The sequence below is a fragment of the Haloarcula sp. Atlit-47R genome, from assembly GCF_003665985.1.
In the GTDB taxonomy this organism is placed as follows: domain Archaea; phylum Halobacteriota; class Halobacteria; order Halobacteriales; family Haloarculaceae; genus Haloarcula; species Haloarcula taiwanensis.
The window spans coordinates 1,185,139-1,199,489 of the sequence record NZ_QPLQ01000001.1; the positions used below are offsets into that span (position 1 = coordinate 1,185,139).

Here is a 14,351-nt window from a genome sequence, read left to right on the forward strand (position 1 = left end):
CTTTTTACCGAAAGATAGTCGAACAGCGACGCATGGGGGTTCCGACGCTCGCGTTCGTTGGGTGTACCGGTGGTGCTGGCACGACGAGACTGACAGTCGAGGCGGCGGCGACGCTGGCCCGGGGCGGGCGGTCCGTCGCCGTCGTCGACGCGGCCTTCGGGACGCAGGGGCTGGCCACGTACGTCGACGGGCGGCTCGACGCCGACGTGACCGCGGTGGCGGTCGGCGACGCGCCGGTCGAGGACGCGCTGTTCGAGTGGGATATCGACGCCGACGGGCGGGTCGCGCTCTGTCCGGCCCACGCGCCCTTCGAGCGCCTCGCCCGCGCCAAGACCGCCGAGAGCGCACAGGCGCTCGAACGGGCCATCGAGGAGTTGACCGGTCGGTTCGACCACGTCCTGCTGGACGTGCCCCCGGTCGCGTCGAACCCGGCCGTCGCCGCCGTCACGACCGCACAGCGGCGGGCGCTCGTTGTGCCGGCGAGCCAGCGGGGCAGCGACCTGCTCCCGAGACAGCGGGGCCGGCTGCGGGACATCGGCGCGCCGGCCACGGCCGTCGTCGCGACCCGTGTGGCCGGCGACGACGCCGAACCAATCGAGGACGCGGCACACACGGTGGGTCACATCGGAGCGGCCGCGCCCAGGCCGCTCGCGACCGACCCCGATACCGAGGTCGCGCCGGCCGTCGCCGCGATGACCGAGGATCTACTCGATACGGACCTCGGCCTGACCTTCGAGGACGACGGGCTGTTCTCTCGCTAGGGGAGCGGAACGACGACGACGGGGCGGTCGACCCGGGCGAACAGCTCCGCGGCCGTCGAGCCGACGCCGTCGCTGTCGTCGGTCCCGCGGTGGGGGCCGACGACGAGTTCGTCCGGGTCGTGCTCGTCGACGGCCGCCAGTAGCTCCGTGGCAGGTTCGCCCGCCCGCGTCTCTGTCGTTGGCGCGAACGCCGCGAGCCGCGAGCGGGCGACGTTGACGGCGTCACCGGCGTCACGGGACGGTGCGTCGGGGTCGCGGACGGCGACCACGACGATTTCGTCGTCGGCTCCGGGGTCGAGTCGGTCCTGGAGGTAGTCGGCGGCGGCCGCGGTGACGTGGACGGAGCCGGTGGCGAGCAGAAACGTCGTCATGGGCTACCGTGGGGACCCGCCCGGCTTCGGGCTTTCGCTCGGCTCAGACGGCCGCCAGCAGAAGTTGGAGCGCCTTCGGTATCATGACGCCGACGACGAGCTGGGTCCACATCGTGAACGTGGCCGGGTACTCCTTGGTCCCGGTGACGAACTCGACCTGCTTGCGGTACCGGCGGTACTCCGCCGGGGGGTTGAGCGCGTCGAACGACCGGATGTCCCACGGCGCGTCGACGTGGTCCCTGGCCCGCCTGTCGAGGTCGTAGAGGAGTTCGCGCTTCTGTCGGGCCATGTGCTGGTGGAGGACGTAGATGCCGTAGCCATGACGCCGACCGACAGGACCCAGACGGCGGTGAACGCGGCGTTGACCGCGAGGCCGGGCGCGTCCAGCGCGCTGTAACCGAGCGCCCCGCCGAGGATGTGCGGCCCGTACGTCGCGACGGCGTAGGCGACGAGCCCGACCATCAGGTAGTAGTAAGCCACTTTGACCAGTTCACCGACCGGTCGCATCCCGCCCAGTTGCTCGGGGTCTAAGTAATCGAGCGTCACGTCCGCCGCGGCGATTCGGCGGGGCAACAGCACCTCGACGGCGACGTAGGTCGCGAGAAACGACGCCAGCACCGGGACGTAGCCGAAGGGCGTCACGACGAGGAAGCGAAACACCCGCGTCGCGCCGCCGGCGGCGTAGAGCTGTGGCACGGTGAGGATGACGACGGCGTTGACGAGCGTGAAGCCGGTCCCCAAGCCGACGAGCAGCCAGACGAGGCGGTCCGGGACCAGCCCGTCGAACCGCGAGGCGTCGTCGACGCGCGCCTCGATGTTGCTCCGGGCGAGCGCCCGGTCGTAGCGACGGTACAGCGACTCCGTCGCGAGCGCGGCCCCGAGCAACACCAGCGGTCTGACCAGCCACAGCGGGTTCTGGACGAACGTCAACACCTGCCCGGTGAGGAGGCGATACCCCTGCAGTCCGACCAGTTCCACGGCGACGACGGCGACGGCAAACCACGTGAGCGGCCCCCAGACCGCCGGCGTCCCGGTCGAGCGGTCGCCGGACGCGCCCAGTCTACCAGCGAGGCGGGCGAGCAGTGGTCGGCCTGCCCTGGGCCCCTGTCCTGAATTGTCACCGATACCCATACGCCAACTGTCGACGTGAGCGTGTAATCAAACTGGCGGCGAGACAGGCCACTCAGCGGTGACGTACCGGCCGGACTCGGCTTCGCTGTCCGAGAAACGCTATATAAATAGTGACGTGACCACGGCCGCTGTATGCACGTAGCGGACAGACGTTCAGGGACGGGACGCCGCGTACGACCATGTCCGGAACCGACACCGTCGGCGCGTCACGGTTCGTCTGTCCGTTCTGCGAGCGGACGTTCGAGCGGTCGCGGACGGCGTGTTCGAACTGCGGCAGCACGGTCGTGCTCCCGCTCGAGAGCCAGTCCGCGTACGACAGCATCCTCGCGATGTGTGGGAAGTAGGTCGGACGCGACCGACCGCCGGCCCGGGGGCGTCACCGACGGGCTTACATACAGCCCAACCTGTACCCGAGAGCGTGCGCGTCGAGAACAGTTTCATCGGCACCGACGGCGTCGGGGAGAAGACCGAGCGGTCCATCTGGGAGCAGGGCGTCACCCACTGGGACGAGTTCGAACCGTCAGTCGTCGGCGGCCAGCGCGGCGACCACATCCAGCAGTTCATCGACGAGGGGCGCGAGCGGGTCGCCGAGACCGACGTGGCCTACTTCGACCGGGCGTTTCCCAGCAGCGAGCGCTGGCGGCTGTACGAGACCTTCCGCGAGCGGGCCTGTTTCTTCGACATCGAGACGACCGGACTCGACCAGGACCGAAATCAGGTGACGACGGTGAGCCTCCACCAGGACGGCGACACAGAGACGCTGATAGCCGGCGACGACCTGACGACCGAGAACCTCCGGGCCGCGTTCGACGGCGCGGATCTGCTGGTGACGTTCAACGGCAAGCGCTTCGACGTGCCCTTCCTCGAAGCGAACTTCGACGTCGACCTCGACCGGCCGCACCTGGACCTCATGTACACCTGCAAGAAAATCGGGCTCTCGGGCGGGCTCAAACAGGTCGAGCAGGACATCGGCATCGAGCGCGACCGGCCGGACATCTCGGGCCGGGACGCGGTCCGTCTCTGGCGGGAACACGAGCAGGGCCGTGACGGTGCACTCGAAACGCTGGTGTCGTACAACCGGGAGGACACAGTGAACCTCAAGACGCTGGCCGAAACCGCGACCGAGCGCCTCGACGAAGAAGTTTTCGTCGGTTGAGACCGCGGACGGGAACCGTCACCATACCCCCATCGTTTCAGGTGGAACGGGGAGCCGACGCCCGACTGGGTCGGCTATCGGCTCCAGAAGGGCGTGTGTCCGTGGCCGAGCAGGATAGCCGCGACGTGCCAGGCGACGAGTTCGACGAACAGCCCCGTGTCCTGGCCCGTGCCGACGCCGTAGAGCGACGGGAGATAGCAAAGCGGCAACACTACCGCGCTCCAGAACGCGACCGGACGGACGCCGGCGAGCGTCACGGTCCAGACGCCCCGAGCCGCGAACGCGAGCGTATCGAGGTATCGGCCGGCGTCCGTCGCCCCCAGGCTGTCGGTGTCGCTCTGGCGGGGGAGCGAGGGGTTATCGCTGTTCGACGACCCCACCGTCGCTCACCCTGTCTGGCCTCGGTATCATCGGTCGAAACAACAGTATACCGCACCTAATCGGTGGTTGCTACACATATAAGCGGACGCGTCGGCGCGGCTACGTGTATTCACCGTCCCAATCGGTGTCATCGGGTGTCACACCGGGTTCACGGCGCCCGCACAGTCCGGGCACTCGGCGAGCATCCGGGGCCAGTCGCCGGCCGTGTCGTAGGCGATGACGAGGTTCGCCGCCGGAATCGTCACGTCACAGGCCGGGCACTTCCCGAGCGGTGGGTCGGCCGTCTCTATGTCACTGTTCCACATACGACGAGCTACACACGCTAAACGTATTGTTACCAACCTCCTACGGCGCGTCTCACTCCCCGTCCCGCGGCGGCCGCTTCGAAAGCCGGTCGAACCGGCGCTGGGCCTCGCTCGCCCGGTCGACGGTTTCGTCGGCCTCGTAGGTCACGTCCGCGAGCGCCGCGTCCGCGACGGTTACTTCGAGGACAGCGTCGGCCGTCCGCGCCTCGGCCGGCAGTTCGGCCGCCTCGATGTCGAGGGCGTACAGGTCGTCCTCGGCCTCCAGTTCGAGCGTCGCGATTCCCTCCTCGATTCGGTCGACGACGGCGGTGTAGGTTCCATCAGGTATCATTAGTAACTCCGTTCGAGTACGGTCTCGTTGTCGACGTCGGTTACGGTGACAGTGTCGCCACCGTTGTTCCATATCGGACGCTCGGACCCCCAGTAAAGGTCGGTAGCCGTGTCGGTGCCGCTGCCGGTGTGCAGGGTAACGGTCTCGTCGGGGCCGAGGGTGACCCCCTCGGGGAAGGCGTAGGTGCGGCCAGACTCGTCGGCGACCGTCCAGCCGCCAATCGAAAGCGGGGCCGCGCCCGCGTTCCGGAACACGACGTACTCGTCGTTGAGGTTGTCCCGGTCGTCGCCGGCGGCGTCGGCGCGAATCCGGTCGACGACCAGGTCCCCGCTCGTGTTTTCGGCGGGCGTTCCACCGTCAGTCACGACCGGCGTGTCGGCCCGGACCGACACGCCGGCGCGGTAGGTCGCACGCTCCGAGACGGGGTCGGTCGCGCCGGGGGCAATCGGGTCGCCGGCACGCAGCGACAGCGGGTCGGTCGGTGCGGCCCGTTGCGTGCTGACGGTCACGGCGGTCCCGCCGCTTGTCACCACAGTGTCGCCGTGGGTGGCGGTCCAGTACGTCGGCACCGACCGCGCTGCGAGCCGCGCGAGCGTCTCGTTGCTGGGGTGGCCGTACTGGGAGTCGTAGGCGCTCGACACGATGACCGTCCGGGGGTCGGCGGCGTCGAGCAGCGCCCCGCTCGTGCTTGACGCGCTGCCGTGGTGCCCGGCTTTTAGCACGGTGGCCCTGAGCGTTGCTCCGTAGGCGTCGACGAGATACGCCTCCTGCTTGTCCTCCGCATCGCCGGTAAAGAGGAAACTCGTCTCACCGTGCTCGACCCGGAGGACGATGCTGTTCTCGTTTCGGTCCCCGTTTTCGAGGTATGGCTCCGGCGGGCCGAGGACGGTCGTCTCGACGCCAGCGAACCGAATCCGGTCGCCCTCGCGGGTCTCGTACAGCGTCACGTTGTGGGCGTCGACAGCGTCGAGGTATCGCTCGTAGGTCTGCGTGCTCGCGGCGATACCGGGGTCGTACACCGCGCCGACGCCGTTTTCCTCGGTCTCGTAGTGCCTGATGACGGCCGCGTTGCCGCCGATGTGGTCGGCGTCATTGTGTGAGACGACGAAGTGGTCGACGCGGTCGATGTCCTGTCGGTCGAGATACTGCAGGACGTACTCACCGTCGTCAGTGAAATCCCCGGAGTCGATGAGCATCGTCTCGTTGTCGGGACTGACCAGCAAGGTCGCCACCGACTGGCCAACGTTGATGAAATGGACCTCTAGCGTCCCGTTCGCTGCGACCGGCGAGGAGGAGTCCGGCGTCGCTGTCTCGGTTGCGGTCGGCTGGGTCGCGCCGCTGTCAATCCCGTTCGCCACGAACCCGCCGCACCCAGCAAGTACCAACAGTACTGCGACGGCTATTGACGCAACCCCGCGACTCCATACCATTCCGTCTGTCTACGCGCCCGGGTTATTTGGTAGCACTTACCAATTACATGCCGCGAGACAGTGCGTGGCGTCGTGTACCCGGAACAACAGCACGCCGTTCAGTAGTTGGCGGCCTCGGGTGTCTTCGGCGAGTCCGTCGGCCGCAGCAGGTGGACGCGCCCGGCAAGAAACCCCAGCAAAAGGCCGGTGAAATGTGCGATAAGCGCGACGCCGGGGTTCGCGGTGGCAATCGTGATCGCGGCGGCGACGACGCCAGCCAGTGCCAGCTGGACGCGCGGCGCGAGTTCGAATCCGCCGATGACAGTGTCAGTCAGACGATTGGCGGCGAGCAGGTATCCGAAAAGCGCAAACACCGCGCCGCTGGCCCCGAGCACGGAGACGTGACTGACCATCCCGGGGACGAACGGGCCGACGAGGCCAGCTATCGAGACCTGTGAAACTCCGGCGAGTGCGCCGGTCGAGACGAAGAAGGCGTGAAACCGGAGTGGCGAAGTCCGGCGTTCGAGGACAGCGCCAGCGAGCGCCAGCCCGACGGCGTTTGCGAGGAGGTGGGGCAGGCCAGCGTGTGCATACACGTTGGTGACAAGCGTCCAGGGACGGCTGAGCAGCGGAGGAGAAAGGGCGAACAGGCTCCGCGGCGCGGCCACTACGCCGACGGCCTGCTGTGCGAGGAACACAGTACAGATGACGGCCAGCGTGACCACGGTTGGGCTTTGTCGCAGCGGCTTCATCTCGCTGATATTGTTGCCCTCGATACAAGAAACGCTCGGACGCCCCGAACCGTTGCAGAACGCATACGTGGCAGCGTGGCGTTACCTCGCGTATGTCCGAGCTAACTGACGCCCTTACTGCGGTGTTCGCAAACGAGACCGACGACGACATCGCACAGGCAGCCGCCGAAAACATCGCCGACTTCGCCGAGGAGTACGACGAGGACTTGACGAGCGACCGCGTCACCGACCTACTCGCGGATGCACCCTACGACGGGTTCCAGCGCCGGTTCAACTGGGTCGTCGGCGAACTCGCCGCCGAGAGCGAAGACTGCACCGACTCCCGGGAGTTCCGCATCGACGGGTTCGGCGACCTCGCGGCCGACCCCGATATCGGGACCTGAGCGGGCCATGCCCGGCGGAACCTACACGCTGGTACTCCAACGGGACGCCCGTGGACCGATTACGGTCGGCGCGCTTGGCGAATTCACGTTCCCGGCGGGCTGGTACGCCTACACTGGGAGCGCGCTGGGCAGCGGCGGCTTCGGCCGCATCGACCGCCACCGCGCGGTCGCCGCCGGCGACAACGACACCCGGCACTGGCATATCGACTATCTGCTCGGTGACGCAGCGACGACCGTCGAGCGGGTCGTCACAACCGAGGCCGACGTCGAGTGTGCCGTCGCCCGGCGGGTCGACGGCCCGACGGCCGAGGGGTTCGAGCGTATCGACGCTTTCGGCTGTTCTGACTGTGACTGTCGTTCGCATCTGATACACCACGCGCAGCGGGCACAGCTGGTCGGCGCGGTGACCGACGCCCACGAGGCTGTCCGCGACGCGCCCACAGACGAGTAGTCAGGAGATGTGAATCGCGGGCTTGTTCGGCCGTGCCTTGGCCGCGAGGTCGTCGTCGGGTGCGGCCCGCCGGACGACGACGTCACAGCCGAACTCGTCTTCGAACAGCCACGCGGCCTGCTGGAGCGTGTCGAGTTCGCGCTCGCCGTTGATAATCGGTTCGAGCCCTGCCCCGCGGTCGGCCAACCGGTCGGCGAAATCGGCGGCCGTGTCGCCGTGCTGCTTGATACCCTCGTCGGCCATGATTTCGCCGACGATGGCGTCGTCGGGGTCAGACTCGCGGGCGATTTCGTAGGCGCGGTACTTCCAGTCGGCGGCGACGACGAGTTCGATCTCGTTCGGTTCGTCGATGTCGACGACCTCCGTGATTTCGCGCACGTCGTCGAGCGTTCGCCGGACGACCTGCCGCTCGATGCGGTAGTTGTCAACGTCCCGGAGCGGTTCCGGCCACCGGCTCTCGGCGACGAGGCCGTCCTCGTCGAGCAGTTGCCACATCTCCTCGGCGAGGAACGGTGCAATCGGAGCAACCAGACGAGCGAGCACCCGCAGGCCGCGGCCGTAGGCGAACTGGTAGGGCCGGTCGTAGCCCGCGTAGCGCCCCAGAAGCCGTGCGAACCGCTGTATCTCGCCGATGACACGATGGAAGCGAAAGCGGTCGTACTCCTCGGTGACGGCCGCGATTGTCCGGTCGATTTCCCGCTCCAAGTACGCGTCGTGGTCGGTGCTCTCGGTGCGTGTCTCCGTTCGGTCGGTGTATTCCGTGACAAGGCGATACAGCGTCTGCTGGAAGTCGTAGGCCGTCGAGACGTCCTTGACCGTCCACTCGAAGTCCTGTGAGGGGTGGGCCGCCGAGAGGACGAACAGCCGCGTCGTCTCGGCCCCGTACTCGTGGGGCGCGATGTCGTTGCCCTTCGACTTGGACATCTTCTCGCCGCTGTGGAGCACCGTCCCCTGGTTGATGAGCCGCTCGACCGGTTCCTCGCGGTCCAGCAGGCCGATGTCCGACAGCGCCCGGGCGAAAAAGCGGATGTACAGCAGGTGGAGGACGGCGTGTTCCTCGCCGCCGACGTACACGTCGACCGGGAGCCACTCGTCGGCGGTTTGCTGGTCGAAGGGGGCGTCCTCAAAGTGTGGAGACAGGTATCTCAAAAAGTACCACGAGGAGTCGACGAACGTGTCCATCGTGTCTGTCTCTCGCACCGCGTCGGCCCCGCAGTCCGGACAGGTCGTCTGCTTCCACTCCTCGGCCGCATCGAGGGGATTTCCGGTCGTCTGGACGTAGTCGGGCAGTTCCACCGGCAGGTCCTCCTCGGGGACGGGGACGTGGCCGCAGTCGTCGCAGTGGACGATTGGAATCGGCGTCCCCCAGTAGCGCTGCCGGGAGATGAGCCAGTCCCGCAGGCGGTAGGTCACTGCGGACTCGGCGGCCTCGTGCTCACACAGGCGCTCGCGGGCGGCGGAACTGGCGAGGCCGTCGTACTCGCCGCTGCCCGTGAGCATCCCGTCGCCGGTGTACGGTGCGTGTGGCAGGTCCGTCCCGCTGCCATCGACCGGTTCAACAGCCCGCTGTACGGGCAGATCGTGTTCGTCGGCGAAGGCGTGGTCCTGTTCGTTGTGAGCGGGGACGCCCATAACCGCGCCCGTGCCCACGTCGTCCAGCACGTACGCCGCGACGTACACCGGCAGTTCCTCGCCGGTGTAGGGGTGTGTCGCGGTGAGGTCCGTCTCGACGCCGCTCATCCCGGTGTCGTCCGTAGTCGCCACTGATTCCACGTACTCGGCGACGGCCTCGTCCGCCTCGGCGAGCGCTCGGGCGAGGTCGTGGCCCGGAGACAGTGCCAGATACGTCGCGCCGTAGACCGTATCGAGCCGCGTCGTGAACGCCTCGACGGTGTCGTGGTCGTCGTGGTCAATGGAGAACGCGACGCGAGCACCTTCTTGTCGGCCGATCCAGTTGCGCTGGCTGTCCCGGACGCCGTCAGGCCACCCCTCCAGGTCGTCCAGCCCGTGATACAGCTCCTCGGCGTAGTCGGTAATGGCGAAAAACCACTGGTCGAGGTCGCGCTGCTCCACGCCGGTCCCGCAACGCCAGCAGACACCACCGTGGGTATGGCTGTGGCCGGTGCCGGCAATCGTCTCGCCTTCGTCGGTTTCCGGCGGCGTCTCGACCTGTGCGTCGGCAAGCACTGTCTCGCAGTCCGGACACCAGTTCACCGTCGCCGCGCCGTAGTCAACCAGACCCTCGTCGTAGAACTGGGTAAACAGCCACTGGTTCCACTGGTAGTATTCGGGGTCGCAGGTCGTGATCTCCCGAGACCAGTCGTAGCCAAAGCCCATCTCCCGAAGGTCGTCTTTCATCTGGTCGATACACGTTCGGGTCCAAGACTCGGGGTCCGTGTTCCGTTCGTAGGCCGCGTTCTCCGCCGGCAGGCCGAAGGCGTCCCACCCCATCGGGTGGAGTACGTCGTCGCCGGCCATCCGCCGGTACCGGGCGTACGCGTCCGTGATGGCGTAGTTCCGGATGTGTCCCATATGCAACGAGCCGGACGTGTACGGGAACATCCCCAGTACGTACGTCGGGTCGTCAGCTTCAGCGGGGCACTCGAAAACGCCCTCGCGCTCCCAAGCCTGCTGCCAGTACTCCTGAACCCGAGCGTGGTCATATCGGCGCGACATTTGCTACCTCGTCCTGTGCCGGCGGCGCACATCAGTGTTCGGCTCTGAAAAGGGGCTTGCCCCAACGGGACTGCTATTGTGTACAGCCAGAAAGCCCCGGCTGTCATCGGACGCGCAGCGTCCGATTGCCCGCGAGAGCGCGCTCTTGCCTTGGCTGTTCGCATTACATAACTTTGTGCTACTGTTGCGGGCAGAAATAAGCCCAGAGAAGATTGTTTCTAGCTCATTCCTCGCCGGACTCGTAATGCTCACCCGCGGCTTCGGGCAGGCGAGTCTTGCCCACCAGAGCGAGCACGACGATGACGGCGACGAACGGGATCGTCTGGACCAGTGAGTCGGGGACAGCGATGACATCGGCCGTCTGGAGGCGCAACTGGACGGCGTCGAGACCGGCAAACAGCGTGGTCGACAGCAGCGCACCGACCGGGTTGTAGTTGCCGAACAGATAAGCGACGATGGCGATGAATCCCTTGCCGTTGACCATCGTCGGCCCGTTGCCGGTGAACTGGCCGATGTTGATGGCCAGCGCGGCCCCGCCCATCCCCGAGAGGACGCCGGAGAGGAGTACGGCGGCGTAGCGGACGCGTGACACGTCAACGCCGGCAGTGTCCAGTGCCTTCGGGTTCTCGCCGGAGGCCCGGACCCAGCGGCCGAAGGTGGTGCGGTTCAGCACGTACCACGACGCCGCCACGGCGAGGAACATAATATACACTGCGGGCGAGGCATCGAACAGCGCGCCGAAGAACGGGATGTCGGCCAGCCCCGGGACCGTTATCGTATCGAAGGTCCCGACGTTGCTAGTGTTTGGCCCGCCGTAGAACACCTGTGAGGCGAACGGCGCGAGGCCGAGCGCGATGAGCCAGACGGCCAGACCGGCGATGATCTGATCCGCGCGGAACTCGATACAGACGACGGCGAAGACGCCAGCGAGCAGCGTCGATGCGACGATGCCGATGAGGAACCCGAGCCACAGCGACCCGGTGGCGTCGGCCCCGAAGATAGCTGCGAACGCCGAGATGATGAGCAGCCCTTCGAGCCCGATGTTGATGATGCCGCTTTTTTCCGCAAAGATGCCACCGAGCGCGGCCAGCACGATTGGGACCGAGAGCCGTAGCGTCGATGACAGCGTCGATTTCGAGGCCAGCACCCAGAATATCTGCCCGGGGGTCGACGCCGGTGCCACGAGGCCGAACCCGGCGAGGACAGCCAGCGTGAGAAACGCCGCAGCGGCGATGAACAGTCGGCCTGACGCTGACGAAAGTCGATCCATGGTGCTGTCGTTAGTCATCAGCACCACCTCCGGCGGTCGCGGTGGCCGGACTGTCTGGCTCGCGCGTTGCGAGCCGCCGTCCGATGATACGGAAGAACTCCGGCATCGCGACGAACAGGATGATAAGCCCCCGGAGGACGCCGACCAACTGTGGCGGCACGTCGGTCGCGAAGGCCACCACGTTCGAGCCGGACTTGAGGACGCCAAAGAGCAGGGCAGCGAAGACGGCTCCAATCGGATTGTTGCCGGCAAGGATAGAGACGGTGATCCCGTCGAAGCCGTAGCTCGGAATGCCAGTCTGGAACTTTCCGAGGGTCATCATCACGAACACGGCCCCGCCGATACCGCCGAGTGCGCCGGACAGCGTCAGCGACGTCAAGATAGTCCGGGCGGAGTCGACACCGCCGTACTCCGCGGCTGCAGGCTGGATACCGGCGGTTCGCAGGTCGTATCCGAAGGCCGTGTGTTCGAGCAAGTAGTAGACGCCCCCGACGAACGCGAGCGCAATCAGCAGCGCGAGCAAGGAGAAGTCCGTCCGCGGGTCGAACAGGATCGAGGGGAACTGCCCTTCGACGGGCAGCGTCCGGGTCTGTGTCGCCTGACTCGTCGGGTCGGCGAAGTGGTTCCGGACGAGATACAGCGTTACCCGGACGGCGACGAAGTTGAGCATAATCGTCGTAATAACCTCATTTGCGTCGGCATAGGCTTTCAGCGCGCCAGGTATCGCACCGTAGAGGCCGCCGCCGATTGCGCCGGCGAGCAGGCCGAGCGGAATAAACAGGACGAGCGCGATTGTTCCGGAGACTAGCGAACCAGCCCAGAGCACCGTCAGTGCGGCCGCCAGCGCGCCGATGATAAGCTGGCCCTGCGTCCCGATGTTGAAGATGCCGGCACGGAACGCTAATGCAACCGAGAGTCCGGTGAACACCAGAATCGTCGTCTCCCGAAGCGTCGCCGCGAACTGCGCGTTCAGCGGCGACCAGCCGCCGGCGAAGGGATCGCCCAGCGCGCCGAGGAACAGCCGGTTGAACACGTAGAACGGGTCGTAACACAGCGTCGTGGAACCGAACGTAAGTACCGGCGACCGGCACGTCGCCAGCAGTCCCGCGACGGTGACGATGACCGTTCCGACGACGATAGAGAGCAACAGCGCCGAGACAGCGATGAGGATACGCTCGCCGACAGAGGTCTGCCCCAGTCTGATGAGTTGCTGTCGGTACTGTGACCACCGGTCGTCCGCATCCGGCGTCGGCGGGTCGTCGCCGTTCCGCGACGGGTCGCTATCGCTCATTGGTGTCCCTCCCCGTCCGCCGCAATGGTCGGGGCGGCGTCAGGTTGCTGCCCGGCCATCAGCAGTCCGAGCTGTTCTTCGGTCACGCGCTCGGGATCGACGATGTCGACGATCTCGCCCTCGTAGACGACGGCGAGGCGGTCCGAAAGCGACTGGACCTCATCGAGGTTCGAAGAGATGAGCAACACGGCCCGGCCCGCTTCCCGGAGCGCGTTGATCTGGTCGTGGATGAACTCCATCGACCCCACATCCACGCCGCGCGTGGGGTGAGAGGCAACGACAAGACGCGGGTCCCGGGCGAACTCCCGGCCGACGACGAACTTCTGCTGGTTCCCGCCGGAGAGAGACTTCGCGTGAGCGTTGGCATCCGGCGGCCGAACGTCGTACTCTTCGATTATCTCCTCCGCGTGGTCGCGCGTGTAGTCCCAGTCGATTCGACCGTTCGAGGAGTAGTCAGGGGCGTGCTGGCTCCCCAGCAGGCCGTTCTCGACGAGGTCGAAGTCCATCACCAGCCCTCGCTCCTGTCGGTCTTCCGGGATGTAGGCCAGTCCGGCCTCGATGCGCTCCCGGCGGCTGTCGGTGGTCCGGTCGACGTCGTCGTATGTGATCGTTCCCTCGTCAGGCATCTGGAGCCCGGTAATTGCCTCGACCAGTTCCGACTGGCCGTTCCCGTCAACGCCAGCGATACCGAGCACCTCGCCGGCCCGGACCTCAAGCGAAATCCCGTCGACTGCGCGGACACCCCGGTCGTCCTCCACAACGAGGTCCGAAACCTCGAGGATAGACCGGCCCGGCTCGGCAGGGTCCCGGTCGAGGTCCAGCAGCACCTCCCGACCGACCATCATCTCGGCCAGTTCTTCCCGAGTGATGTCGTCGGCCGGCACCGTCCCGACGTTTTTCCCCTCGCGCAACACAGTGATTTCGTCGGCAGCCTCCATCGCCTCGCCGAGCTTGTGCGTGATGAAAATAATCGTCTTGCCCTGGTCGGTCAGCTCTTCGAGCACGCGAAAGAGATCTTCGACTTCCTGTGGCGTGAGTACTGCCGTCGGTTCGTCCAGAATCAAGACATCCGCGCCGCGATAGAGCGCTTTGAGGATCTCGACGCGCTGCTGGACGCCGACACCGACATCTTCGATTCGGGCGTCGGGGTCCACGTCGAACCCGTACCGCTCGGACAGTTCACGGACCTGTTTTCGGGATTGCTCGCTGTCGACCGTGAGACCGAGCCACTTGCGGGGCTCGTTCCCAAGCGTGATGTTTTCGGTGACGGTCATCGGATCGACCAGCATGAAGTGCTGGTGGATCATACCGACACCCTCGTCGATGGCGTCGCGCGGCGAGTCGAACTGCTGTGTCTCGCCGTGCACGTTGACCGTCCCCTCGGTGGGCTGGTAGAGCCCGTAGAGGACGTTCATCAGGGTGGTTTTTCCCGCACCGTTCTCGCCGAGCAGTGCGTGAACCGTCCCCTTCTCGACCGCCAGATCGACGTCGTCATTCGCGACTACCCCCGGAAACCGCTTCGTAATACCATCGAGGTGGACGGCCTGTTCCATACTCTGAGCCGTTACCGTCCCGGTGTTTTAACTTCACGGTTCCACATGTCTGCCAAAAATATGCGGCAACTGCGTGTGTGACCGCGACGATTCATACGAACTGGTGTGGTTTATTTCAGGACAGTGTCAG

16 protein-coding genes are annotated in these 14,351 nt (G+C 66.2%); 5 read left to right on the top strand and 11 right to left on the bottom strand.

Annotation, left to right across the window (positions count from 1 at the left end):
* The first annotated feature begins 32 nt into the window (after positions 1–32).
* Entirely contained in the window at positions 33–761 is a 729-nt protein-coding gene (locus DVK00_RS06205) for an AAA family ATPase (RefSeq protein ID WP_101351333.1), read from the top strand.
* On the opposite strand, the gene DVK00_RS06210 is transcribed toward DVK00_RS06205, so the two are convergent.
* Together DVK00_RS06210 and DVK00_RS06215 are read right to left on the bottom strand one after the other, a co-directional pair.
* A complete protein-coding gene (locus tag DVK00_RS06210) occupies positions 758–1,132 on the bottom strand; it encodes a universal stress protein (protein ID WP_121577439.1) in 375 nt (124 codons plus the stop codon). The two genes, DVK00_RS06205 and DVK00_RS06210, sit on opposite strands and share 4 nt — an antisense overlap.
* 81 nt (positions 1,133–1,213) lie before the next feature.
* Entirely contained in the window at positions 1,214–2,263 is a 1,050-nt protein-coding gene (locus DVK00_RS06215; RefSeq protein WP_233560761.1) for a hypothetical protein, read from the bottom strand.
* A gap of 179 nt (positions 2,264–2,442) precedes the next feature.
* Here DVK00_RS06215 and DVK00_RS21315 point away from each other — a divergent pair, with 179 nt between their 5' ends.
* Both DVK00_RS21315 and DVK00_RS06225 read left to right on the top strand, forming a co-directional pair.
* On the top strand, positions 2,443–2,607 hold the full coding sequence (locus DVK00_RS21315) for a hypothetical protein (RefSeq protein ID WP_158598811.1): 165 nt from the start codon (positions 2,443–2,445) through the stop codon (positions 2,605–2,607).
* Positions 2,608–2,681: 74 nt separating this feature from the next.
* Positions 2,682–3,419: a ribonuclease H-like domain-containing protein gene (locus DVK00_RS06225; protein ID WP_121511933.1), complete on the top strand. Its 738-nt coding sequence runs from the start codon at positions 2,682–2,684 to the stop codon at positions 3,417–3,419.
* Between the two features lie 74 nt (positions 3,420–3,493).
* Here the strand turns inward: DVK00_RS06225 and DVK00_RS06230 are convergent, their stop codons facing one another.
* The 5 genes from DVK00_RS06230 to DVK00_RS06245 form a co-directional block, all read right to left on the bottom strand.
* Positions 3,494–3,799, bottom strand: coding sequence for a hypothetical protein (locus tag DVK00_RS06230; RefSeq protein ID WP_101351337.1), 306 nt, complete (start codon positions 3,797–3,799; stop codon positions 3,494–3,496).
* Positions 3,800–3,937: 138 nt separating this feature from the next.
* Entirely contained in the window at positions 3,938–4,105 is a 168-nt protein-coding gene (locus tag DVK00_RS21615; RefSeq protein WP_198560200.1) for a hypothetical protein, read from the bottom strand.
* Positions 4,106–4,157: 52 nt separating this feature from the next.
* Positions 4,158–4,436 carry a DUF3006 domain-containing protein gene (locus tag DVK00_RS06235; protein ID WP_121511934.1) on the bottom strand — a complete coding sequence of 93 codons (279 nt, stop codon included), beginning with the start codon at positions 4,434–4,436 and terminating at the stop codon, positions 4,158–4,160.
* The gene (locus tag DVK00_RS06240) at positions 4,436–5,866 is read right to left on the bottom strand and encodes a lamin tail domain-containing protein (protein WP_121577440.1); all 1,431 of its coding nucleotides are present in this window, start codon (positions 5,864–5,866) and stop codon (positions 4,436–4,438) included. The genes DVK00_RS06235 and DVK00_RS06240 overlap by 1 nt, the downstream gene beginning before the upstream one ends.
* A 98-nt stretch (positions 5,867–5,964) precedes the next feature.
* Positions 5,965–6,597: a rhomboid family intramembrane serine protease gene (locus tag DVK00_RS06245; RefSeq protein WP_198560201.1), complete on the bottom strand. Its 633-nt coding sequence runs from the start codon at positions 6,595–6,597 to the stop codon at positions 5,965–5,967.
* A gap of 92 nt (positions 6,598–6,689) precedes the next feature.
* On the opposite strand from DVK00_RS06245, the gene DVK00_RS06250 reads away from it, so the two are divergent.
* Together DVK00_RS06250 and DVK00_RS06255 are read left to right on the top strand one after the other, a co-directional pair.
* The gene (locus DVK00_RS06250; RefSeq protein ID WP_121577441.1) at positions 6,690–6,980 is read left to right on the top strand and encodes a hypothetical protein; all 291 of its coding nucleotides are present in this window, start codon (positions 6,690–6,692) and stop codon (positions 6,978–6,980) included.
* A 7-nt stretch (positions 6,981–6,987) separates the two neighbouring features.
* Complete coding sequence (locus DVK00_RS06255) at positions 6,988–7,431, top strand: DUF123 domain-containing protein (RefSeq protein WP_101351341.1); 444 nt, start codon at positions 6,988–6,990, stop codon at positions 7,429–7,431.
* On the opposite strand, the gene leuS is transcribed toward DVK00_RS06255, so the two are convergent.
* From leuS to DVK00_RS06275, 4 genes are all read right to left on the bottom strand, one after another.
* Positions 7,432–10,107: a leucine--tRNA ligase gene (leuS, locus tag DVK00_RS06260; protein ID WP_121577442.1), complete on the bottom strand. Its 2,676-nt coding sequence runs from the start codon at positions 10,105–10,107 to the stop codon at positions 7,432–7,434.
* Between the two features lie 223 nt (positions 10,108–10,330).
* Complete coding sequence (locus DVK00_RS06265; protein WP_121512099.1) at positions 10,331–11,377, bottom strand: ABC transporter permease; 1,047 nt, start codon at positions 11,375–11,377, stop codon at positions 10,331–10,333.
* 10 nt (positions 11,378–11,387) lie between these two features.
* Positions 11,388–12,668, bottom strand: coding sequence for an ABC transporter permease (locus tag DVK00_RS06270; RefSeq protein ID WP_101351344.1), 1,281 nt, complete (start codon positions 12,666–12,668; stop codon positions 11,388–11,390).
* The gene (locus DVK00_RS06275; RefSeq protein WP_121535879.1) at positions 12,665–14,221 is read right to left on the bottom strand and encodes an ABC transporter ATP-binding protein; all 1,557 of its coding nucleotides are present in this window, start codon (positions 14,219–14,221) and stop codon (positions 12,665–12,667) included. The genes DVK00_RS06270 and DVK00_RS06275 overlap by 4 nt, the downstream gene beginning before the upstream one ends.
* Positions 14,222–14,351: the final 130 nt, after the last annotated feature.

What these genes read in the sequence shown, in the direction of transcription:
- DVK00_RS21315 (WP_158598811.1), top strand. Translation starts at nt 2,443, where the DNA reads ATGTCCGGAACCGACACCGTCGGCGCGTCACGGTTCGTCTGTCCGTTC.
- DVK00_RS06255 (WP_101351341.1), top strand. Translation starts at nt 6,988, where the DNA reads ATGCCCGGCGGAACCTACACGCTGGTACTCCAACGGGACGCCCGTGGA.
- DVK00_RS06250 (WP_121577441.1), top strand. Translation starts at nt 6,690, where the DNA reads ATGTCCGAGCTAACTGACGCCCTTACTGCGGTGTTCGCAAACGAGACC.
- DVK00_RS06275 (WP_121535879.1), bottom strand. Translation starts at nt 14,221, where the DNA reads ATGGAACAGGCCGTCCACCTCGATGGTATTACGAAGCGGTTTCCGGGG.
- DVK00_RS06270 (WP_101351344.1), bottom strand. Translation starts at nt 12,668, where the DNA reads ATGAGCGATAGCGACCCGTCGCGGAACGGCGACGACCCGCCGACGCCG.
- DVK00_RS06265 (WP_121512099.1), bottom strand. Translation starts at nt 11,377, where the DNA reads ATGGATCGACTTTCGTCAGCGTCAGGCCGACTGTTCATCGCCGCTGCG.
- DVK00_RS06245 (WP_198560201.1), bottom strand. Translation starts at nt 6,597, where the DNA reads ATGAAGCCGCTGCGACAAAGCCCAACCGTGGTCACGCTGGCCGTCATC.
- leuS (WP_121577442.1), bottom strand. Translation starts at nt 10,107, where the DNA reads ATGTCGCGCCGATATGACCACGCTCGGGTTCAGGAGTACTGGCAGCAG.
- DVK00_RS06210 (WP_121577439.1), bottom strand. Translation starts at nt 1,132, where the DNA reads ATGACGACGTTTCTGCTCGCCACCGGCTCCGTCCACGTCACCGCGGCC.
- DVK00_RS06235 (WP_121511934.1), bottom strand. Translation starts at nt 4,436, where the DNA reads ATGATACCTGATGGAACCTACACCGCCGTCGTCGACCGAATCGAGGAG.
- DVK00_RS06215 (WP_233560761.1), bottom strand. Translation starts at nt 2,263, where the DNA reads ATGGGTATCGGTGACAATTCAGGACAGGGGCCCAGGGCAGGCCGACCA.
- DVK00_RS06205 (WP_101351333.1), top strand. Translation starts at nt 33, where the DNA reads ATGGGGGTTCCGACGCTCGCGTTCGTTGGGTGTACCGGTGGTGCTGGC.
- DVK00_RS21615 (WP_198560200.1), bottom strand. Translation starts at nt 4,105, where the DNA reads ATGTGGAACAGTGACATAGAGACGGCCGACCCACCGCTCGGGAAGTGC.
- DVK00_RS06240 (WP_121577440.1), bottom strand. Translation starts at nt 5,866, where the DNA reads ATGGTATGGAGTCGCGGGGTTGCGTCAATAGCCGTCGCAGTACTGTTG.